This is a genomic window from Arcicella rosea (assembly GCF_040543805.1).
Taxonomy (GTDB): domain Bacteria; phylum Bacteroidota; class Bacteroidia; order Cytophagales; family Spirosomataceae; genus Arcicella; species Arcicella rosea.
The window spans coordinates 280,574-302,631 of the sequence record NZ_JBEUMS010000003.1 but is presented as its reverse complement, the minus strand read 5'-3'; the positions used below and the strand labels follow the sequence as shown (position 1 = coordinate 302,631).

Annotated in this window: 14 protein-coding genes; 2 read left to right on the top strand and 12 right to left on the bottom strand. The window is 34.9% G+C overall.

The window, feature by feature from the left end; translation table 11 throughout:
* Window positions 1–9: 9 nt before the first annotated feature.
* Window positions 10–1,752, top strand: a complete 1,743-nt coding sequence (locus ABID42_RS05835; RefSeq protein WP_323258625.1) for a RagB/SusD family nutrient uptake outer membrane protein — start codon at window positions 10–12, stop codon at window positions 1,750–1,752.
* Window positions 1,753–1,822: 70 nt separating this feature from the next.
* Here the strand turns inward: ABID42_RS05835 and ABID42_RS05830 are convergent, their stop codons facing one another.
* Together ABID42_RS05830 and ABID42_RS05825 are read right to left on the bottom strand one after the other, a co-directional pair.
* Window positions 1,823–2,368 (bottom strand): CopD family protein, encoded by a 546-nt coding sequence (locus tag ABID42_RS05830; protein WP_367282842.1) that lies wholly within the window; start codon window positions 2,366–2,368, stop codon window positions 1,823–1,825.
* A gap of 14 nt (window positions 2,369–2,382) precedes the next feature.
* Window positions 2,383–3,129, bottom strand: coding sequence for a polyprenol monophosphomannose synthase (locus ABID42_RS05825; RefSeq protein WP_367282841.1), 747 nt, complete (start codon window positions 3,127–3,129; stop codon window positions 2,383–2,385).
* Window positions 3,130–3,586: 457 nt separating this feature from the next.
* Here ABID42_RS05825 and xylA point away from each other — a divergent pair, with 457 nt between their 5' ends.
* On the top strand, window positions 3,587–4,918 hold the full coding sequence (gene xylA / locus ABID42_RS05820) for a xylose isomerase (RefSeq protein ID WP_367282840.1): 1,332 nt from the start codon (window positions 3,587–3,589) through the stop codon (window positions 4,916–4,918).
* Between the two features lie 68 nt (window positions 4,919–4,986).
* Here the strand turns inward: xylA and porN are convergent, their stop codons facing one another.
* The 10 genes from porN to infB form a co-directional block, all read right to left on the bottom strand.
* Window positions 4,987–5,889, bottom strand: coding sequence for a type IX secretion system ring subunit PorN/GldN (gene porN, locus ABID42_RS05815; RefSeq protein ID WP_367282839.1), 903 nt, complete (start codon window positions 5,887–5,889; stop codon window positions 4,987–4,989).
* Window positions 5,890–5,991: 102 nt separating this feature from the next.
* The gene (gene porM / locus ABID42_RS05810; RefSeq protein ID WP_367282838.1) at window positions 5,992–7,569 is read right to left on the bottom strand and encodes a type IX secretion system motor protein PorM/GldM; all 1,578 of its coding nucleotides are present in this window, start codon (window positions 7,567–7,569) and stop codon (window positions 5,992–5,994) included.
* Window positions 7,570–7,672: 103 nt separating this feature from the next.
* The gene (porL, locus tag ABID42_RS05805; RefSeq protein WP_367282837.1) at window positions 7,673–8,461 is read right to left on the bottom strand and encodes a type IX secretion system motor protein PorL/GldL; all 789 of its coding nucleotides are present in this window, start codon (window positions 8,459–8,461) and stop codon (window positions 7,673–7,675) included.
* Between the two features lie 139 nt (window positions 8,462–8,600).
* The gene (gene porK / locus ABID42_RS05800; RefSeq protein WP_367282836.1) at window positions 8,601–9,737 is read right to left on the bottom strand and encodes a T9SS ring complex lipoprotein PorK/GldK; all 1,137 of its coding nucleotides are present in this window, start codon (window positions 9,735–9,737) and stop codon (window positions 8,601–8,603) included.
* 267 nt (window positions 9,738–10,004) lie between these two features.
* Complete coding sequence (locus tag ABID42_RS05795) at window positions 10,005–10,982, bottom strand: PorP/SprF family type IX secretion system membrane protein (protein ID WP_323258617.1); 978 nt, start codon at window positions 10,980–10,982, stop codon at window positions 10,005–10,007.
* 204 nt (window positions 10,983–11,186) lie between these two features.
* On the bottom strand, window positions 11,187–11,972 hold the full coding sequence (locus ABID42_RS05790) for a uroporphyrinogen-III synthase (protein WP_323258616.1): 786 nt from the start codon (window positions 11,970–11,972) through the stop codon (window positions 11,187–11,189).
* Between the two features lie 87 nt (window positions 11,973–12,059).
* Entirely contained in the window at window positions 12,060–13,292 is a 1,233-nt protein-coding gene (locus tag ABID42_RS05785) for a DUF4271 domain-containing protein (protein WP_367282835.1), read from the bottom strand.
* An 86-nt stretch (window positions 13,293–13,378) separates the two neighbouring features.
* A complete protein-coding gene (sucD, locus tag ABID42_RS05780) occupies window positions 13,379–14,254 on the bottom strand; it encodes a succinate--CoA ligase subunit alpha (protein ID WP_323258614.1) in 876 nt (291 codons plus the stop codon).
* 469 nt (window positions 14,255–14,723) lie between these two features.
* Complete coding sequence (locus ABID42_RS05775) at window positions 14,724–18,296, bottom strand: VCBS repeat-containing protein (protein WP_367282834.1); 3,573 nt, start codon at window positions 18,294–18,296, stop codon at window positions 14,724–14,726.
* A gap of 211 nt (window positions 18,297–18,507) precedes the next feature.
* Window positions 18,508–21,939: a translation initiation factor IF-2 gene (gene infB / locus ABID42_RS05770; protein WP_323258612.1), complete on the bottom strand. Its 3,432-nt coding sequence runs from the start codon at window positions 21,937–21,939 to the stop codon at window positions 18,508–18,510.
* Window positions 21,940–22,058: the final 119 nt, after the last annotated feature.

Here is a 22,058-nt window from a genome sequence, read left to right as displayed (position 1 = left end):
ATATAATAAATGAAAACAACTATCAATTTTAAGAATTCTTTGATTGCCACGTTTGCTGTGGCTTCAATTACATTCTCCTGTAAAGATAGCTTTTTGGAAGTTGCTCCAACAGGTTCTCTAGGAGTAGCCCAATTATCAAGTGCAGCAGGTGTAGAGGGAACTTTACTTGGTGCTTACTCGATGATGTTGGGTAAAGGATTTACGCAATTAGCTGGACCAAATAACTGGGTATTTGGAAGTATTTTAGGAGGTGATGCCAATAAAGGAACTGACCCTGGTGACTTTTCTGCCATTAACCCAATTCAACGTTATGAGGCTGACCCTACTAACGGAGAATTTAATGGTACTTGGAATGCTAAATACGAAGGTATTAGTAGAGCAAATGCTACAATTAGATTAGCTACTGGTTCAACAGCTTTAACTGATGCTGATAAGAAAAGAATCATCGGTGAAGCAAGATTTATCAGAGGTCACTTCTATTTCGAATTGAAAAAGATATTCAACAATGCTCCTTTTATTGACGAAACAGTTGATTATGGAACAGGTATTGAAAAAGTGACTAACACTGCAGATTTATGGAGCAAAATTGAAGCTGATTTCAAATTTGCTTATGATAACTTGCCTGAAACACAAGGTGCTGCAGGTAGAGCAAATAAATGGGCAGCAGCTTCTTATTTAGCTAAAGCTTATATGTTTGAAAAGAAGTATGCAGAAGCTAAAGCTTTGTTTGATTTAATCATTGCTAATGGTAAAACTACAAATGGCAAAAAATATGGTTTGGTATCGAATTATGCACAAATTTATAATGCTGCTAACGATAATCATGAAGAATCAATTTTTGCAACACAAACTTCAATGAATACTGGTGATGTTTCAAACTCAAACTCTTATGATGTTTTGAACTATCCATATAATACTGGTGCTGATGGTCCTGGTAACTGTTGTGGTTTCTTTGCCCCAAGTTTTGATTTAGTGAACTCGTTCCGTACAGATGCAAATGGTTTACCATTATTAGATAATTCATATAATAGCGCAGCTAATGCCGTTAAAAATGATTATGGTGTTGAATCTAAAGACGCATTTACTCCAGATGCTGGAAACCTTGACCCTCGTTTAGATCACTCTGTTGGTCGTCGTGGTATTCCTTATTTGGATTGGAAAGAGCACCCAGGTAAAGATTGGATTCGTTCTCAACCTTACTCTGGTCCATACTCAACTAAAAAATATGTTTATTACAAGTCTCAAGAAAATACATTAACTGATGGTAGTGGTTGGACAAGAGGTTATTCTGTAATGAACTATACAATTCTTCGTTATGCAGATATTTTATTGATGGCTGCTGAAGCTGAAGTTGAAGTTGGTTCTTTAGCAAAAGCGCAAGAGTATGTAAATATGATTCGTACAAGAGCTGCTAATAAAGCTTCATGGGTTACAAAAAATGGTGCACCAGCTGCAAAATATGTAATCGGAACTTATGATACTCCTTGGACTGATAAAAATGCTGCTCGTACAGCTGTTCGTTTTGAACGTAAATTAGAGTTATCTGGTGAAGGTCACCGTTTCTTTGACTTAGTACGTTGGGGTATCGCTGAAAGTACTTTAAATGCTTATTTAGCTAACGAAGCTAAAGTATTAAGTACAATGTTTGGTGGTGCTAAATTTACTACAGGAAAGAGCGAATATATGCCAATCCCACAAACACAAATTGATATTCAAGGAAAAGATATTTTAAAACAAAATCCTGGATATTAATCTATAATAGGAATATTATTAAAAAATAAGCGGATGGCAATTTGCCATCCGCTTATTTTTTTAATATGCTTTATTTCTTTTTTTCTCTGATTGACTTAACGATTCTAACAGCAGACATAATAATAATAGCGAATAGAATTAACCCTAAAATCCCCCAAATCCAATCAACGGTATTCTTTAAAACGACTAAAAATACAATAGCGAATAAAAAGATGGTAGCAATTTCATTAAATAACCTTAATTGAAAACCTGTAAATCTATATTTATCATTTCGTAATTCTAAAATTATTTTTCGACAATAGAAATGATAAAAAACTAAACCTATTACAAAACTTAACTTTAAATGTAACCAAGCTTGAGATGCAAAACTATCCCACCATAACCAGTAAATCATTGTTGTACCAGAAATAATTGTTAGCCACATTGCTGGCACCATGATGGCATTAAAAAGTACTTTTTGCATCCGCTTGTACTCATTTTGTAGAATTTGCCTTTCAATTTCTGGTTTTTCGTTGGCTTCAGTATGATATACAAATAATCGAGGTAAATAGAAAAGCCCCGCAAACCAACTAGTTACAAAAATGATATGTATTGCTTTGATATGATTATATTCCATTACTTATATCATTTTCAGTTAATTTCTTTGCGATGATATTTTTTGAAAAAACTATTAATTTTCATTTCAATTACTCCTAGAATAGCTTCCTTAAAAATATTAGCAGACATTTTTGAAACGCCTTTTGTTCTATCGGTAAAAATGATAGGTATTTCAGCAATTTTAAACCCATATTTCCAAGCAGTAAACTTCATTTCTACTTGAAAAGCATAGCCTACAAATTTAATGGTATCTAAATTGATGGTTTTAAGTACTTTTGAATGATAGCATTTAAACCCAGCTGTAACGTCCATAATAGACATCCCTGTGATAAAGCGAACATAATATCCAGCAAAGTACGACATTAAAACTCTTCCCATTGGCCAGTTTACCACGTTTACACCACTTACATATCTAGAGCCTATCGCCATATCAAAACTTCCATTTGCACAAGCGTCATAAAGTTTAATGAGATCTTCTGGATTATGCGAAAAATCGGCATCCATTTCAAAAATATACTCATAATTATTGGCAAGAGCATATTTGAATCCATGAATATAAGCTGTACCCAAACCGAGTTTCCCTTTTCTTTCTTGTAAATGCAATCTACTTAGCCCAAACTCTTCTTGTAATTCTTTTACTTTAATTGCTGTGCCGTCAGGCGAACCATCATCAACGATTAGTAAATCGAAACTTGGTTCTAAACTCATTACTTTACGGACAATGGCTTCAATATTTTCAATTTCGTTGTATGTCGGTATAATTACAAGACGAGAGATCATTATGGAATATTAGAAGGTTAAAATTTAATATTAATACAAAGTTACGAAAAACTATATCATATTACAGATTAGCTTACTTATTAGGGTAAGTACTAAAGTATATATTTTTCAATACTTTATCTGTTTTAATACGATGACGATTTTTCATAAACATGCCTTTTAAATTGGTTTAATATAACTATTTAATTGTATAATTGTACTTTGTTGATTGTAAGTTGTTTGAAATTTAAATTAGACTATTCTAATTACAATCAATTGAAAGATGTTTAAATTCCAATTATTACCATTTTTAACAAGATTTAAGAAAATGTATTGTCGTTAACAAAAATAATTTCAAATTAAAGCAAACATTTTTTGTGTTTCATAGATGTAATAGTATTTTTGCATTAAATTTATAGAACAGTATAGAACACATAATTTACTGACTAAACAAATTAAACAATCAATAACAAAGACAATGGCAAACATCACATTAGGCGACAAAGAGTATTTTGCAGGAATTGGTAAAATACAGTTTGAAGGAAAAGAATCTGATAATCCTTTAGCATTCAAATGGTATGATGAAAATCGTATTATTGCAGGAAAAACAATGAAAGAGCAAATGCGTTTTGCAATTGCTTATTGGCATACTTTCTGTGGAACTGGCGCTGACCCATTTGGTCCAGGTACAAAAGTATTTCCTTGGGATGCAAAAAATGAAATTGTAGGAAGAGCGAAAGATAAAATGGATGCTGCTTTTGAATTCATTACTAAAATTGGAGCACCATACTATTGTTTTCATGATATTGATTTAGTTGATGAAGGAAGCTCTTTGTCAGAATATGAAAGTAATATGCAGGCTATTGTTGATTATGCAAAACAAAAACAAGCTGCAAGTGGCGTGAAATTATTATGGGGTACTGCCAATGTATTCTCTAATCCACGTTATATGAATGGGGCTTCAACAAACCCTGATTTCTCTGTATTAGCTCATGCTGGTACTCAAGTGAAAAATGCTATTGATGCAACAATTGCTTTAGGCGGAGAAAATTACGTGTTCTGGGGAGGTCGTGAAGGTTACATGACTTTATTGAATACTGATATGAAGCGTGAGTTAGCACATCTTGGTAAATTTCTTACAATGTCTCGTGACTATGCTCGTAAAAATGGTTTCACAGGTAAATTCTTTATCGAACCAAAACCATGTGAACCAACGAAACACCAATATGATTTTGACTCAGCTACTGTAATCGGCTTCTTGAAAGAATATGGTTTAGAAAATGACTTTATGTTGAATTTAGAAGTAAACCACGCTACTCTGGCTGGGCATACTTTCCAGCATGAATTACAAGTTGCTGTGGATAACAATATGCTAGGAAGTATGGATGCCAACCGTGGAGATTATCAAAACGGATGGGATACAGACCAATTTCCTACGAATTTGAATGAATTAGCTGAGTCTATGTTAATTATTTTAGAAGCAGGTGGTATTACCCAAGGAGGGATCAATTTTGATGCTAAGACACGCAGAAATTCAACTGATTTAGAAGATATTTTCTTAGCTCATATCGGTGGTATGGATGCTTTTGCACGTGCATTAGTAATTGCAGATAATATTTTAGAAAAATCATCTTATAAGAAATTGCGTAAAGATCGTTATGCTTCTTTTGATAGTGGAAAAGGTGCTGAATACGAAGCTGGCAAATTATCTTTAGAAGATTTAAGAAATTATGCTTTTGAAGTAGGAGAACCTAAAGCGACTAGCGGTAAACAAGAATTGTTTGAAAATATCATCAATCAATTTATCTAGTCTGATTGAATTCATAAAAAAAGCGAGTGGAAATTTCCACTCGCTTTTTTTATGAATTCAATTTTGGATTAATATTCCCAAAGATTATGCTCCATTTCCATCAATTTATACTCTAATTGTTGAGATTGAATCAAACCTTGTTTTTCACCACCATAGAATTCATCTAAACTTTTATCTTCTGGATTCCCTTTCTTTGTAAGTCTGGCATGGAATAATCTTAAATCGAAAGCATCTGCCATATTTTTATGTTGTGCTTCGTTCTGAGAATTATACCAGATACAATTTGGGTTACTTCTGAATAACTTGTCTAAATCTTTATACTTGAATGAAGCAACAGTCTTATCAAAACCTGCAGCTGTTTTGTTGGCAGGTATAATGATTGTAATAGACTGAATATCATAATACAAACGAGAACGTTGTTTATCAAAAATAGCATCTTCTCTGATTTCTATGATAGAAAGTTCTTTTGCGAAGTATAAATCTCCTGTACCACTTGTATTTTTAGCGGTTGAAGAAGCTTGAGCCGCATTACCTGTAGCAGGTTTAGTATCACCCCAACCATCGTCAGTACCAGCTGCTGCAGCACCTTCTGCTCCAAAACCTGCTGCTTTTTCAGCATCAGAAAGGGCATTGTCGCCAATAGAGTTTTCTATAACAAGGTTCTTTAAAAATTCTTCTTTAGAGATTTTAGTCTTTAAAGAATCGTTTCTGTAAGGCTGTAAAACCCCACTTTGAACCCATTCCATTAAATATTTAGTAATCTCGTTTCCTTTAGAGAAAAAAGGCTGATTTTGTTTTTCATTCAAATCCATTCTTCTCCATAAACGCATTTTCCACATGATATTAGAATCGTCTATTGGACGAACTGAATCTGGATTTTTGCCTCTATTGTCTTTTTCTTGTGCTGTTGCCAGTGAACAAGAAGCTAGACTAAAAACGATTGCTCCGGTAATTTTAATTAAATTTTTCATAATGTTAATATCATTATAAGTTTTACGTTAAGCTTGATTATCAAATACTTGTAAACTTATAGCTAATATATTTAGAACACAGTCAACACTGTCAAAAATATATTAGTTTAACGGAATATTCTTTATTATATTGAAGGGAATGGTTTCTATTGTACCCTTAAAGTTTTTTCGTTGAACAGCTTTTATTTCTATATAATAACGGTCTCCAGCTTGGGCACTCTGTGCTAAAGTACTAATATTTCCACCACCTTGTAATGTAAGGTCTGCAACTTTCTTTGAGCCTCTTGCTAATGCTATGTAAACTTCTGAAACTCGGTATTGAGCATCTTCTGGATTCGTTGCTTTGAATGATTCATCGGCGATTGCCCTAACATCAATACTTCTTAAACCACTTGCACTTGCACCACGTTTTTCATCCAGTTCACCACCACCACCATATACTTTCACTTCTGGTTTTGGAACTCTTCTTACTCTGAACTTCTCTGTTCCTAATAAAATACCACCATTATTGATATTCAATTCAACTGAAGCAGCATTTGGTACAACTGTAACTTTTCCGCCACCTGCTGCAATGACTTCTGCTCCATTTGCACTGAAACTTGGTTGCCATAAAGCACCTAATCCTGGACTAACAATACTTAATTTATTGGCACAACCTAAATACAATGGAGGTAAACTTCCAGCTTCAATATTATAAGTTGGTTTTAATACGAAATATTCACCATTAATTGTTCTTGTCTCAGCTCCATTTGGTCCATTAAATGAAATACTTGCTGAATAAGTTTTCTTTGAAAGTCCACGGCTATCGTATTGACCACCTTGAGCTTTAAACTTAATTTGACCTTTACCATCTCTAACCGGTACTCCAGCTCCATTGAAACTCATTCTTGGCGTAATTCCACTTGAATAAGCTGCAATAAACATTTCTGCTTCGTAATCCATCCCAGCAACTACTGTATTAGATTTTGCAGAAACCATTGCTAAGATTTTGTCAAACTTAACGTCTTTAATCCCTACTTTTTCGGCCAATTGCCCTAAAACTGTACTTTCGTAACGACGAATTTCAGATTGTTTTTGACTTAAAGTTGCTAAAGCAGCAGGTACTGGTGTTTCAGCAAAATTCAATTCAGCAAAGTCTTTATTTTTATTATTGGCATCTTTGGCTACTGCTGGGTCTTCTTTTCCAGAGAGAGCGAGCGGTTCAAATTTGGTGTTTTTATCACCATAACTTGCAATTTTAGTAACAAAATTATCAAGCTTTGTTTTTAAGCCATAAGCCAAGCCGTCTTTTTTACCACCAATCATTACTTCATATACTTTTTCGGTTTCTTTCATACCGACATAAGTACCTGTTTCAGGATCAATACCGCCACTTTTCTCAATAATCGTATTTTTTAAATCATCTAACTCACCAACCATCACATCCGAAAGTTTACGTACTTCTTGAGCTTGTTTGATGATATCTGCATATTGAGCAGGATTAGGCGAATCGTTTACTTTTGCCTTAATTCCTTCAACAGTTTGATTATTTTTTTGAACAGCCGAGCTGTTTGCAACTTCTAAGCTATTATTTAATAGTACAAATTTTTGTAAAAGTGCATCGCTTACTTGTAAAGCAAGTAGAGCTGTTAGCACTAAATACATCATCCCAATCATCTTCTGACGGGGCGTTTCTTTCATTCCAGCCATTTTCTTATCTACTTATAGGATTTTTGTTTAAGTTTTTTTCAATATGCTTGTTATAATTAATTTTGAACTAATCATAACCGATATGTCTCTTAAATTAGTTTCCTTTCATGGCTGATAACATACTTCCATAAACAGTGTTTAATGAAGATAGGTTAGTAGTCAATTTTGCTAATTCTTGCTTAAACTGCTGAGTATCTTTACTTGCGTCAGCCATGTTTTCCATTGCTACAGTTAAATTACCATAGAAGGCATTCATTGCTTTCAAGTGTTTGTTGGTGTCTTGTAATTCTAATTCATAAACAGCATTCAAAGCACCCATGTTTTGAGTTACTTTTTGGAATTGAAGACGATATTCTTTAGCATCTTGAGAAGCGTTTGCCATTTCTCCCATAGCAGTCATCGTTACCCCGTAAGCCTTATTCATTTCTGTCATTGTTCCTGCTGCAATTTTTACATTTTTAGCATAGTCGTTTGTTGCAACAGTCGCTTCAGTAATTGTTCCAATTTTAGAAACAGTTTCAGTTAAAGACTTCATGCCTTTACCTAAGTTTTCAAAAACATCAGGAGTAATTTTAGCATTAGCTAACATCTCGTCCATTTTAGCAGTTAAACCAACTCCAGCGTTTGATGCTGTAACGCTTCTTTTAGGTAATTCTCCTTGGAAATCACTTGCTAATTCAGGATATACTTTTTCCCAATCGTAACTTTTTTCAGGTCTTACAGAAAGATATAAAACTCCGAATAATATAAATATAAATGCTTCAGTAAACATTCCTACCATTAGCATTTCATTGGCATAATTCCAATGTAAGATTTTAAATAAAGCACCAACGATAACTACTGCAGCACCAAAACTGGCGATAACGTTAATAATTCTTTCCATTTGTTTTTGTAATGATTTTGAGTGTAACGATTAATGAGAATGATTTTGATGTTTGGATGGATTATTAAAACGAAGCGAGAGAACGTTGTCGTATTTACGACTGGATTCCCTCGCTTACGATTCAAAATCGTTTTTTCTTTTACCTGAATTCTTTACCTGATGAACGCCCTAAATGATTCATCGCACAACGGAAGCCGATATAAGAACGTTTCTTGGTTTCATACTCGTAAGAACGAGTACCCGTTTCAAGATAATAAGCAACGTCTTTCCATGAACCTCCACGAATTACTTTACGTGGTTCGTCTTTATCGTCATTCATTGTGTTTAAGTCCCAAGTAATTGCTACAGCATTATCAGCATAAGCATCTAAGCACCACTCAGCTACGTTTCCAGCCATGTTATATAAACCATAATCGTTTGCATTGAATTGGTTTGCAGGCGCTGTGTAGGCATAACCGTCAGCATCATAATTACCTCTGTGAGGTTTGAAGTTTGCTAATAAACAACCTTTTACGTTAGCAACATAAGGGTTACCCCAAGGATATTTAGCAGAAGCTTTTCCTCCACGAGCAGCCCATTCCCATTCTGCTTCAGAAGGTAAACGGAATCTTGGAGAAATGTACATCCCTTCAGATGTTCTATAGTCATTATAAGCTTTTGTTCTCCAGTCGCAGAAATATCTAGCTGCAACCCAGCTAACACCAACTACTGGATACATATCAAAAGCTGGGCTTGAGAAATAATATTCAGTCATTGGGTCACCATTGTGATAAGTAAAATCTTTACTCCATACTGTAGTATCAGGATAATATTCAGAAAGTACTTTTTCTTCGCCAAGAACAGAAATTGAATCTGTCAACATCACATCTGTGAATTGGCGATATTCATTATTAGTGATTTCAGTATCGTCCATATAAAACTGAACAACTGTTACACGTTTGTTGAAGCCTACTGATGTTGCAGCAATATCCTCATCTGCTTGTCCCATCATGTATGAGCCAGCAGGAATCAAGACCATACCTAGTGGGGTAGTTTGTTTCCAACCTTTACGACTGGTTGCTGCAATTTCCCCATTGACCATCTTGATATCTTCTTTTTTGCTACTTCTGCTTCGTTTGCTATTCTTGCCTTTAGCAACCTGTTCTCCTCGTTTGCTACTTCTACCTTTGCTACTAGCTGTTTTGCTAGTACCAGAGCTACAGCTATCCAAAAACAAAACAGGAGTAACTACTAAGAGTAGTAAGGATATTTTCCTGAAAATTCCACTGTAATTCATAGTGTCTTAACTTTTTTAATTGATACCCGTAAGTAAAATAAGGTAATGATCTCTAAAATTTTGATAATGGTTTTCTAATATAATCGTGTTTTATATTATTGTAATAAAATTCAATTTTTAATGTTAAATCTTCTTAAAAACGACCTTATTTACTTGGTTAGTATAGTAACCCAAAAACAAAGTTAATATTTTTTTCTGTTGTAAGTACACCAATCGTTTATTTGTGATTTTTGTAAATTGCTTCTGTTGGGTTTTGTAGGAAAAAAATTATTGATGTCTGAATCTTGGTGTACGAACTGGAGTCTTTTTCCCACCAAATAATTTTGGTGCAGGCAGTGCATAACTGATTAGTACTTCATGTGATGTAGGAGATTTTGCTGTTTGTCCAACTGTTGTTAAATCGAGTGAATAACCTAATCGTAACGAATTGTCTTTCAGCATGGATAACCCTGCAATAATGATACCAGCATCGTTTAAACGATAAGAGCCTCCGAGCCAATATTTTTCAGTATAAGTAAAAATGGCACCGCCTTCTAAGGCTGAAGTTACGAAATCGCTTCTCCAAAGTGCTGTTGGAGTAACTTTTACTTCATCATTAAGATAATAATCATAGCTTGCCGTAATATTTAATACTTGTTTGATACGGTAATCGCTATCTCTTGTTACGCCAAAACTATAATTGGGTGTATTGACGTGGTTAAGGCTTATTCCTAGTTGATAATCTTGTGCTTTGTATAAAATGCCTAGTGCTAAATCAGCTTTGGTTTCATTAATACTTTTAGAGGCTGCATCTACAATTGGATCTCCTGTTTCACCTGGTCTAAAGCGTGAGTCAAAAGTTTTGGTATGAAATCCACCTTTTACACCAATTGATAATATTGAACCGTTTCTTAAGCCAATTTGATAAGCGTAAGATAATAACATATTCTGATAGCCACTTCCAGAAGGCGTTTTATCATTTACAAATTGTATTCCTAAGCCACTATGCAAGCCGTTCAATGGCATTGAGGCAGTAAGTACTTGTGTACCTAATGAACCTGAACCATCATAAGTAGTTTGGTAGGCAGTCCATTGATTACGGTAATGCAATTGAAATCTCATTACACCATCGGTACCTGCCGTTGCTGGATTAATATATAATGGATTAAACATATATTGACTCAACTGTGCATCTTGTTGCGCAAAAACGGAGCAGTTTGCCAATAGCAGTAGAATTAGAGTAAAATATTGTAAATTCTTTCGCATAGTCTTTCAAAAAAGTACAGATAAGTCAAAATACAGGCTTTAATTCCAAATCTAATAAACATTTGTATAATTTACGCTAAAATTTGTATCTCTCAGATACTCCTAACGCTAATTTATTGATATTTGTTGTAAAAAGTCTGATAAAAAAAGAGACCCATGAGTTTTATTACTCACAGGTCTTGAATGATTTATTTTCAATAACCTTTAAAGGCTATTGGCTTTTTTGATATAAAGTTCCAAAGCGCCAGTCATTGACGGAGCATTTGGAAGTGGAGCTTGAATATCTAAAATCAAACCAGCTTCGGTTACTGCCTTTGCTGTTGTAGGGCCGAAGGCTGCAATTCTCGTTTTATTTTGTTTGAATTCAGGGAAATTATGATATAAAGATTTAATACCTGAAGGGCTAAAAAATGCGATGACATCATAAAAAACACTTTCTAAGTCAGATAAATCAGAAGAAACTGTTTCATACATTACTGCTTCAGTAAGATGTAAATCGTTTGTTCCCATAAATTCAGGAATATCGCTACGGCGTTTATCCGAACAAGGGAATAAAAACTTTTCAGTTTTGTGTTTTTTGATTAACTCAAGTAATTCTGCAGCAGTTTTTGTTCCTGTAAATATTTTACGTTTACGTATTACGATATATTTCTGCAAATAATTTGAAGTTTGTTCTGTAATACAGAAATACTTCATATCGGCTGGTACTTCGATACGTGCTTCTTTACAAATACGAAAAAAATGATCTACGGCATTACGGCTAGTAAAAATAATGGCTGTATGCTCAAGAATGTTGATTTTTTGCTTCCGGAAGTCCTTAAAAGCAACGCCTTGAATTTCGATAAATGGGCGAAAATCAACCTTGATATTGTATCTTCTCTCCAACTCAAAATATGGTGATTTCTCGTCGGTTGGGCGTGCTTGCGTAACTAAAATACTGGTTACTTTGGTTAATCTGTCTGGATGTGCGGTTAATGTTATTTCGCTCATGCTCAATGCAGTTAAACTTGATTGGATTATTGTTTGGGCTAATGATGTTCTTTTTTAGAACATTTTTTTGTTGAATTATCACATTATTTAGAGTGCAAAACGGATGCCAACAATAAGTGGGATTAATTCAACGATGCAAAGGTACGAAAATAAATATAGATTTTTTAATGAGGTCATCTTATTTATCGTAAAGTATAAGAGGGCCAAGCGTCCAATAAAGAATATAGAAACTGGTAGGAACAAATACTTTTCTGCATTTTTTGTGATTTCTGGGATAGATATTGTGCTGTATGTCAGTACAATTAATACAATCAGGAAAAAAATACTTGAAGCTTGAATAATTTTAAAAAAGTGAATATTTATAATTTTATCAAGTCTGTAAAGATTGGAAAGAATCATCAATGAAACATATTTGAAAATGTATGCTCCGAATATAATAGAGGTTATTACCAAGAAATTACTAAATAATACACCCAGTGTTTCTCCTTCTTGAAGAATGGTACTTGTCGAGAATAAGTCGTTTTTCTCAATAATAATTAACATGAAAATAAAACCAATCGTAAAACTGAGGTTTATCACAAACAATAAATTTCCCAAATCGAAAGGCTTGTTTACAACAAAAGTATCATCTCGAAGACTTATTGTTAAAAGGTCTTTTGGATTAAAAAAACGTTCAAAAGATTTTGGTTGATAGTTATACAGAAAAGCATAAGCACATACCAACAAAAAAATACCAATCACGAAGAAATTCTGGAAAGAAGAAATTTCTCGAGGAATAATCGTCAATAAAGATTCTGATAATTCAATTACTGCTTGACTTGTTGATTTTGGGTTTCCTACATACAGCATTAATTCATCTACGTTGGTATTAGTACCATAAATCGTGAGGAATAACTTCGTTTTTTTATAAACGTTTTGAAGACTATCAACATCTAATACAAGCCACTGATTTACTGGTAGTTTTTGTTGTAAAGAAGCATTGATAAATAGATAATTTTCTTTGGATGAGTAATAGAGTATTTTGTAAGTCTTGTAGTTTTCAATATCACAAAATAAGCTGAATGAATTATAATCTTTATGAAGCTCACGAACATAAGGTACATAAGCCTTGTAGGGTTCGTCAAAGACCTGCCAGTCGTCGTGATAGTCATGTACTAAATAAAAGCTATTGCTTGGTCCAACGGTGCCTTTAGCATAGCTATGATTAGAGAATGACAGAAGACTAGCGATAATCAAAAAAACTAGTGACTGGAAAAAGGAGTACTGTTTGTCTAAACACAAAATCCTGCATGATTCAGTAAATCGTGCAGGATTTTGCAATTGAATATATTTCTGGTAAAAGTTCAAGTCTTGATAGTTTTGTGCAAAATTAGAAAAAAACTATCAATATTCATTGAAACCGTTTACTACAATCCTAATGCTTTCAACATTGTAGCACCAATATCAGCAGGAGAATGTACTACGTGGATTCCACAAGCCTCCATGATTGCCATTTTAGCAGCAGCAGTATCGTCTGCACCACCGATGATAGCACCAGCATGACCCATTCTACGACCTTTCGGTGCAGTTTGTCCAGCAATAAAACCTACTACAGGTTTTCTGTTTCCATCAGCTTTGATCCATTGTGCAGCTTCAGCTTCCATTCCACCACCAATTTCACCAATCATTACGATACCCTCAGTTTCAGGGTCGTTCATTAATAATTCTACAGCTTCTTTAGTTGTTGTTCCAATGATAGGGTCACCACCAATACCAATTGCAGTTGTTTGTCCTAAACCTGCTTTTGTCAATTGGTCAACAGCTTCGTAAGTTAAAGTTCCTGATTTTGATACGATACCAATTTTACCTTTTGTGAAAATAAAACCAGGCATAATTCCTACTTTACATTCACCAGCCGTCATTACTCCTGGACAGTTTGGACCAATTAAACGACAATCTTTATTCTGAATGTATTCCTTAGCATAAATCATGTCTTTGGTTGGAATACCTTCTGTAATACAAATAATTACTTTGATACCAGCGTCAGCAGATTCCATGATAGCATCAGCAGCAAATGCAGGCGGTACAAAGATGATTGAAGTATCAGCACCTGCTTTTTCTACAGCTTCAGCAACTGTATTAAATACAGGACGGTCAAGATGGGTTGAACCACCTTTTCCTGGTGTTACACCACCAACTACGTTAGTACCATATTCGATCATTTGCTGAGCGTGGAATGAACCTTCAGACCCAGTAAAGCCTTGTACGATTATTTTTGAGTTTTTGTTAACAAGTACACTCATTTCAGATAAATATTTGGTTTGTAAAAATCAGTTTTTTTGTGAAATTACTGTATTTAACCTTAATAGAGATTATAATTATACAGTGCCTACGTAAATTTATTGTAAAGGTATAGTTTGCAAGGCAAAGGACAAAAAGGAATTTGGATATTGAGTAATATACTTATTTTAAATTGTATTTAATTGATTGATTTATAGATATTTAAAGCTATTTCTATTTCTGGAAATATAGTATAGCTTATCATTTTTCGATAATTTAATTGCCTAATTCTATGTTAAGATTGATTTGATAGAAATTTACTGATGAATTACCCAGAAGTTTGAAATATTGTTTTTTGAGAAAAGATAGGAGGGGAGTACTCCTTTGGTGATAAACAATTGAAGTGCTTTTTAAAGGATATGCACAAAAAAAGCAAATCCAGTGATTAACCTGAATTTGCTTTTTTATGTTATCTAATTTTTAATAATATACTTAAAGTGTTCTTTTCTTTCCTTTTGAATCAATTACTTCCATTGATTTTACATTTGAACTAACCAAGATACTTCGTGAAGATTGCGATAAAAACGAACTTCCATAATTTACTTCTACTCTTCTCGTTTTGCCATTTTTAAGTGTTTCTAAAACAACCATATCTGTATTTTTCAATGGTTTACTTTGCAACACACTGTTTCTTAATTTGAAGGTTTTTAGTGCGCCACGGTTTTGTGTTGCCATCATCAACGCTTTTCCTTGTGGATTATTCACTCTGACTAAGCCTTTGGCATCGCCTAAAACAATAAAAGCACTTTCAGGTAAAGTAATAGGTTTGAAGTCGCCTTTACCGTTTCCTTTTAAAAGTAATCCGTTGAAAGCATCATATCTTCCAACTGAAACTTCTGCTCCAAAATCGTTTCCAACCATCAGCACATCAAGGTTTCCGTCGTTATCAAAATCTTCGGTTAGCATCCCTAAAACTGGCGCTGTTTGTGCTTCCATTGGTAATGCTTTTACTTTAAAAGTATCATTCCCAAGATTTTCGATATAACTTGTTTTAAGATAATTGGCCTTTAAAATGATGGCATCTTTCAAGTCTTCTTCTGAAAGTACATCTTTTATCTCCGCATTTGCTAGAGTATTATAACGAACAAACTTCTTACGCATCGTAATCATTTGCTTATTTAAATCATCTTTTCCGTTGAATGGCACTTCTTTTTTGAGCAATTCACCTTCTTTTGATTTATAAAAAACCGTAGGAATGGCATCAAAATTACCATCGGTGTTGAAATCTTTTCCATAGATAGAAACTGGTTCGGTATCACTTGCTCTGAAAAGCGAATTTTTTCCGAAGTTTCCAACTATGTAGTCGATGTCACCATCATCATCAAAGTCACCAGTAGTGATACTGTTCCAGAAACCTACTTGTTTGTCTAAATCAGTAGCCGTTGCTAATTTTTCTAATTTTCCATGATTATTTTTAAGAATGGTGATAGGCATCCACTCGCCAGCGAGCATCAAATCTATCCAACCATCGTTATTATAATCTGTCCAGATGGCATCACAAACTAAACCGATATTTACTAAGTTTTTAGCTACTTGTGCTGTTACGTCAGTGAATTTTGGTTGCCCAGCTTTTGAGTCATTTCTAAGGATATAACTTGAAACAGGTTTTGGATAACTTGCTACTTCTACTCTGCCACCGATGAATAAATCAAGGTCGCCATCTTTATCATAATCGGCAGCTTTTACACATGAACCACTTTTTAAGAATGCTGGAAGTGCTTGGGTTTTCTGTGTAAAATGTCCTTTTCCATCATTTTCATAAAATCTATCTTGATAAACAGGGGAGCCATTTGGATACTCGTAACCGCCACTGACGATGTATAAATCAAGGTCATTGTCTGAATCTGCATCAAAAAGTAATACGCCCATGTCTTCAGAAGGTTTTGTCAGATTCGTTTCATTGGCAATTAAATCAGCTTGTGTGAATTTTCCCGATTGATTTTGGAGTAAAAATGTACCTTTTTGGTCGCTTGGTCCGCCGATGAAAACATCTTCAAGTCCGTCTCCATTAACATCTCCAACAGAAATGGCTGGCCCGAACTGAGAGAATTTATGAGGCATTAATTTTTGAATATTAAAATCAATAGCATCTTTTTCAGTATGCGTAAAATTGATATTCAAGGAATCGGTAATGTCTTCGAAAAGAGTAGGTTTACTTGATTTTTTCTCAAGATTCACAACCGCATTTTTTTCATAAATATTCAAAACTTGATTTGCTTTCACATTTTTGAGTACTTGTACTTTACCACTTTGCCAAATAATTTTTACTTCATCAACAATATGATTTTTCCCTAAACCAAAATGTACAATATTTTCAATTGTAGAAAGATAACCACGGTAAGGCGAATTTTCATAAACTTGAGTCTGTCCATTTTGATACTTGATTTCAACAAAAGCACCTAAACCACCAATATTTTTATCGGCACCATTTAGTTTTAATCGAAGATAATTACTTTCATCAGGTTTGGTTTCAATCAAATTGTTACGATAAACCGAAGCTGAATCGTTGATATTATTCGTAACATAATCTAAATCGCCATCATTATCCAAATCTCCGTAAGCTGCACCATTCGAGAAGCTCGGTTTGTTCAATCCCCATGCCATTGATACATCTTCAAAATTAAAATTACCTTTATTTCGGAAAGCATAATCAGTGATTTTTACTGAAGGAATAGAATCAAGTAACATCAATTTAGACATCATATTACTCATTTCAGCACGATAAATCATGAAATCTTGATCTGTAATATCTCTTGGAAATCCGTTGGTGATAATAATATCTCTGAGTCCGTCATTATCAAAATCGGTTGCCATAGGAGTCCAACTCCAGTCAGTTTCAGCAACGCCAGCCAATAAACCAATTTCACTAAAAACAGGTTTGCCCGTTTTAGGATTTACTCCTTGGTTCATTTGTAAAGTATTTCGTGCATATTGGTAGTCGTAACCAAACTTTTCATTGTTTTGATAAGTCAAGTAATTGTTGGGAGGCAACATCATTTTTTTACGATAATTATCTGCGGGCATCATATCTACAGCCAAAATATCTACCAGACCATCGTTATTAAGGTCGGCAACATCATTTCCCATTGCCGAATATGAAGTATGTTTGAAATAGTCGTGAGCTTGGTCGTTGAAAGTACCATTATGATTATTGATGTAAAGTAAATCATTCGTTAAATAATCATTCGTTACATAAACATCCTTCCAGCCATCACGATTGATGTCGGTAATGTTTAGTCCCAAACCGTATCCTTCAATCAAAATTCCAGCTTGTTTTGAAATATCTGTAAAAACGGCATGATGGAGCTTTTCATCCCAATCATTACGGAATAATTTGTCTGTTCTTTTTGATGAACCATCCACAATTTTATCATGATATTTATTAGGGAAACGGATGTCTTCCATTTCGTTAATTAATACATATAAATCTAAATCGCCATCATTGTCATAATCAAAAAAAGCGGCGTTAGTACTATGTGAATCATCGTCGATGCCATACTCTTTTGCCATTTCCTTAAAAGTTGGAACACCATCTTTCCCAACTCCTTGGTTTACATAAAGCATATTAGTTCTTTCAGAAGCAACATCTTTTACGGTTGCACAAACATAAATATCTAATAATTTATCATTATTAATATCAACTAGGGCAACACCAGAACACCATTTGCCATTGCCTGCAACTTTTGCTTTATCGGTTACGTCCTCAAACTTTAGTTTGTTGGCTTCATCTACTCCTTTATTGAGGTACAATTTATTGGCAACTTGGTTACCTGTGAAGTAAATGTCGGTAAGGTTATCATTGTTGAAATCGCCTAAAGCAACACCGCCACCATTATAAACGTATTCAAATTCAAGTACATTCATGGTGTCATTTTCTGTAATCCTATTAGAAAATGTAATACCTGTGTCTTCTGCGGATAATTGAGTAAAGAGCGTACTCTCTTTTTTACATGAGGAAAGAGAGAAACCTATCATGAAGAATAATAGCAGTAATTTTTGATTCATAAAATTGGGTCTTTTTTGGAATATAAAATTAACAAGATTTTATATGAATACTATTCGTGAATGACCTAATTTGAAGAATATGAACGTATATTTTTAATAATTTATATTTGAATAGTCAAATTTGATTTAAAATGGAGATTTTAGAGCATAAAACATAAAAAAAGCTCGAAGAAATCTCCGAGCTTTTTTGACTAAAAATATTATTAATGAATTAAAGCGTACGTTTCAATTCTTTCATTTCGTAACATTCGATGATGTCTCCCACTTCAAGGTCATTGAAGTTTTTGATTGAAAGTCCACACTCATATCCGAATTTAACTTCAGCTACATCGTCTTTGAAACGTTTCAAAGCAGAAATTTCACCTTCATGAATCACGACGAAGTCACGAATCACACGGATTTTATGAGCACGTTTCACGGTACCATCTAATACATAAGAACCTGCAACAGTACCAACTTTAGAAATTTTGAATACATCACGTACTTCAATGTTAGCTGTTACAACTTCTTCAAATTTCGGTGCTAATAAACCTTCCATCGCATCTCTTACATCATCAATTGCTTGGTAGATGATAGAGTATGTACGAATTTCGATTTGTTCGTTTTCTGCCAAACGACGAGCGTTTACACTTGGACGAACTTGGAAGGCTACAATTACTGCATCTGAAGCAGAAGCCAACAATACGTCTGATTCTGAAACTTGTCCAACACCTTTGTGAATAATACGAACTTGTACTTCTTCGGTTGAAAGTTTCAATAATGAATCTGACAATGCTTCTACTGAACCATCCACGTCACCTTTCACAATTACGTTCAATTCTTTAAATGTACCGATTGCTTTACGACGACCGATTTCATCTAAGGTAATATGTTTACGAGTACGTAATGATTGTTCACGGATGATTTGTTCACGTTTGTTGGCAATTTCACGTGCATCACGTTCATTTTCCATTACGCTTAATTTATCACCCGCAGCAGGAGCACCGCCTAGTCCTAGTACTTGTACAGGAATTGATGGACCAGCTTCTTTTAATTTATTTCCACGGTAATCGAACATGGCTTTTACACGACCATAGTGCGCACCGGCAAGCATCATATCTCCAACTTTCAATGTTCCTGCTTGAACCATGATATTGGCAACATAACCACGACCTTTATCTAACGAAGCTTCGATAACAGCACCTACAGCACGTTTATTAGCATTGGCTTTCAATTCTAATAATTCAGCTTCCAATAATACTTTCTCTAATAATTCATTGATACCCATCCCTGATTTAGAAGAAATTTCTTGAGTTTGGTATTTACCACCCCATTCTTCAACAAGCATGTTTTTAATTGATAATTGCTCACGAATTTTTTCTGTGTTAGCACCCGGCTTATCTACTTTCGAGAAAGCAAAAACGATAGGTACACCAGCAACCATTGCGTGGTTGATAGCTTCCTCAGTTTGTGGCATCACAGCATCATCCGCTGCAATTACGATAATGGCAACGTCAGTTAACTTAGCACCACGAGCACGCATCGCTGTAAAGGCTTCGTGACCAGGAGTATCAAGGAATGTAATTCTACGACCATCGTCATGTTTTACTGAGTATGCACCAATGTGCTGAGTGATACCACCGGCTTCACCAGCGGCAACTTTTGCACGACGGATATAATCAAGTAAAGATGTTTTACCGTGGTCAACGTGACCCATGATGGTTACGATTGGCGCTCTCGGTAATAAATCTTCTGGAGCATCTTCTTCTTCTACGATAGCAGATTCAATTTCTTCTTCTGCTGATACGAATTGTACTTCAAATCCAAATTCTTCAGTAATTAAAGCGATAACATCTGCTTCAAGACGTTGGTTGATTGAAACGAACATTCCTAAACTCATACAAGTAGAAATAATTTCGTTAACCGAAACATCCATTAAAGAAGCTAATTCACTTGCTGAGATAAACTCAGTTACTTTCAAGATTTTTGCTTCTTCGTCTTCTGCTAATTGACGTTGTTCGTTTCTTTCGGCACGGAACTTACGTTTAACACGACGTTCTTTTGCACCAAAGTTCGACTTGTTGGTTTGTCCTTGCAGACGAGCCATCGTAGCCTTGATTTGGTCTTGGATTTGTTTTTCAGAAACTTCTCCTTTAGGTTGTGGTTTTACGCCACCGCCAGCATTGTTGTTATTATTTCCAGCTGGTTTTTTCTTAAAGTTGTTATTACTGTTATTATTGTTTTGATTGTTGTTGTTACCTTGATTATTGTTCGAGGTATTATTGTTGTTACCAGTATTACCACCAGTATTGGCAGGTTTTCTAGCATTAGGATCATTCGTAGTAGGAGCGCCCGGTACACCGTCTTTTTTCGGACGAGGAGCACCTCTTTCATTGCGAATTTCAGCTTCAGTAACTTTAGCTCCGCCCGGTTTATCGATGCGTTTACGCTTTTTCTTATTGTTGTTATTATTGTTGTTATTTCTAGAACCACCACGGGCAGGTTCAACAGGTAAAGAAATTTTACCTAAAACCGTCAAACCTTTTAGTTGTTCACCTTTCGCTTCAATTAATTCCACATTGGAAGTATCTTCTGGAATTTCATCATTACGACCAAGTTTTTGTGCTGGCGCAGGACGTTGCTGCTGTGGTTGTGGTGCAGGGTTTGGTGTTGGTAAACTACTTCCCTGTTGTATTGGACGAGCTTGGTTTTGGTTTGGATTGCCACCACCTTGCTGTTTGTTCTGTTGTGGATTTTGGTTTGGATTTCCGCTACCTTGTTGCTTATTATGCTGTGGATTTTGGTTCGGATTTCCGCCACCTTGCGGTCTGTTTTGTTGGTTTGGATTATTATTTCCACCGCCTTGTTGTGGCTTATTTTGTTGATTTTGGTTATTGTTCACCCCACCTTGTGGTCTATTGTGTTGGTTCTGATTACTCGGCTGTATTGCTGCTTCAGCAATTTTGGTTTCTGCTATTGGTGTTGCTACTGCTTCTATCACTACTGGTTTTTCTAATACTACCACAGGCTCAGGCTTTGTTGCTTCCTCAACCTTTTCAACTTTTGGAATCTCTACTACTCTAACCTCTTCGGTTACCACAGGTATAATCACTGGCTTCACCTCTTCAACTTTAACTTGAATTTCTGGTTTTGGCTCAGGTTTAACAGCTTCAATCTTCACTTCAGGCTCTTCAACTTTTGGCTCTGGTTTTGGTTCAGCTATTACAGGCTTTTGAGGAACTGGATTTCCTTTTGCATCCAATTCTATTTTACCAAGTACTTTAAATTGTACTTCGGCTCTTCCCAAAATCACTTCTGGTTCTTTCTCAGCTTTTGCTGGTTCGGCTACTTTTGTTTGTTCAGCCTCATCAGCTTTATCTTTTCCACGGAAATAAAGAGGCATATCGTCATCTTGCTTTTTCGTAGGAACAAACTCTTCCACTGTAGGTTTCGATGAAACTACAGGTGCTGGGCTAACATCTTTCAATAAAGATTCAGCTCCATATTCTTTTGCAACGAGCTTTAATTGCTCAAAATTTAGTTTGGCGTTGGGGTTGTTCTCAACCTTGTGACCTTTGACAGAGAGATATTGAACAATGGTTGAGGTTCCCACGTTAATCTGCTTTGCCACAAGGCTCAAACGCATCATTTTATCTTCTGCCATAATTTCTGTTGATACTTTTCTATAGTAATTTTTAATTTTAAGTAATGAATGATAGAATAGTTTTGATGAGTAAGTGAGAAAAAAACAATGACTATTCTATCATTCTATCACTTACTCAT

What these genes read in the sequence shown, in the direction of transcription:
- ABID42_RS05835 (WP_323258625.1), top strand. Translation starts at nt 10, where the DNA reads ATGAAAACAACTATCAATTTTAAGAATTCTTTGATTGCCACGTTTGCT.
- ABID42_RS05830 (WP_367282842.1), bottom strand. Translation starts at nt 2,368, where the DNA reads ATGGAATATAATCATATCAAAGCAATACATATCATTTTTGTAACTAGT.
- ABID42_RS05825 (WP_367282841.1), bottom strand. Translation starts at nt 3,129, where the DNA reads ATGATCTCTCGTCTTGTAATTATACCGACATACAACGAAATTGAAAAT.
- xylA (WP_367282840.1), top strand. Translation starts at nt 3,587, where the DNA reads ATGGCAAACATCACATTAGGCGACAAAGAGTATTTTGCAGGAATTGGT.
- porN (WP_367282839.1), bottom strand. Translation starts at nt 5,889, where the DNA reads ATGAAAAATTTAATTAAAATTACCGGAGCAATCGTTTTTAGTCTAGCT.
- porM (WP_367282838.1), bottom strand. Translation starts at nt 7,569, where the DNA reads ATGAAAGAAACGCCCCGTCAGAAGATGATTGGGATGATGTATTTAGTG.
- porL (WP_367282837.1), bottom strand. Translation starts at nt 8,461, where the DNA reads ATGGAAAGAATTATTAACGTTATCGCCAGTTTTGGTGCTGCAGTAGTT.
- porK (WP_367282836.1), bottom strand. Translation starts at nt 9,737, where the DNA reads ATGAATTACAGTGGAATTTTCAGGAAAATATCCTTACTACTCTTAGTA.
- ABID42_RS05795 (WP_323258617.1), bottom strand. Translation starts at nt 10,982, where the DNA reads ATGCGAAAGAATTTACAATATTTTACTCTAATTCTACTGCTATTGGCA.
- ABID42_RS05790 (WP_323258616.1), bottom strand. Translation starts at nt 11,972, where the DNA reads ATGAGCGAAATAACATTAACCGCACATCCAGACAGATTAACCAAAGTA.
- sucD (WP_323258614.1), bottom strand. Translation starts at nt 14,254, where the DNA reads ATGAGTGTACTTGTTAACAAAAACTCAAAAATAATCGTACAAGGCTTT.
- ABID42_RS05775 (WP_367282834.1), bottom strand. Translation starts at nt 18,296, where the DNA reads ATGAATCAAAAATTACTGCTATTATTCTTCATGATAGGTTTCTCTCTT.
- infB (WP_323258612.1), bottom strand. Translation starts at nt 21,939, where the DNA reads ATGGCAGAAGATAAAATGATGCGTTTGAGCCTTGTGGCAAAGCAGATT.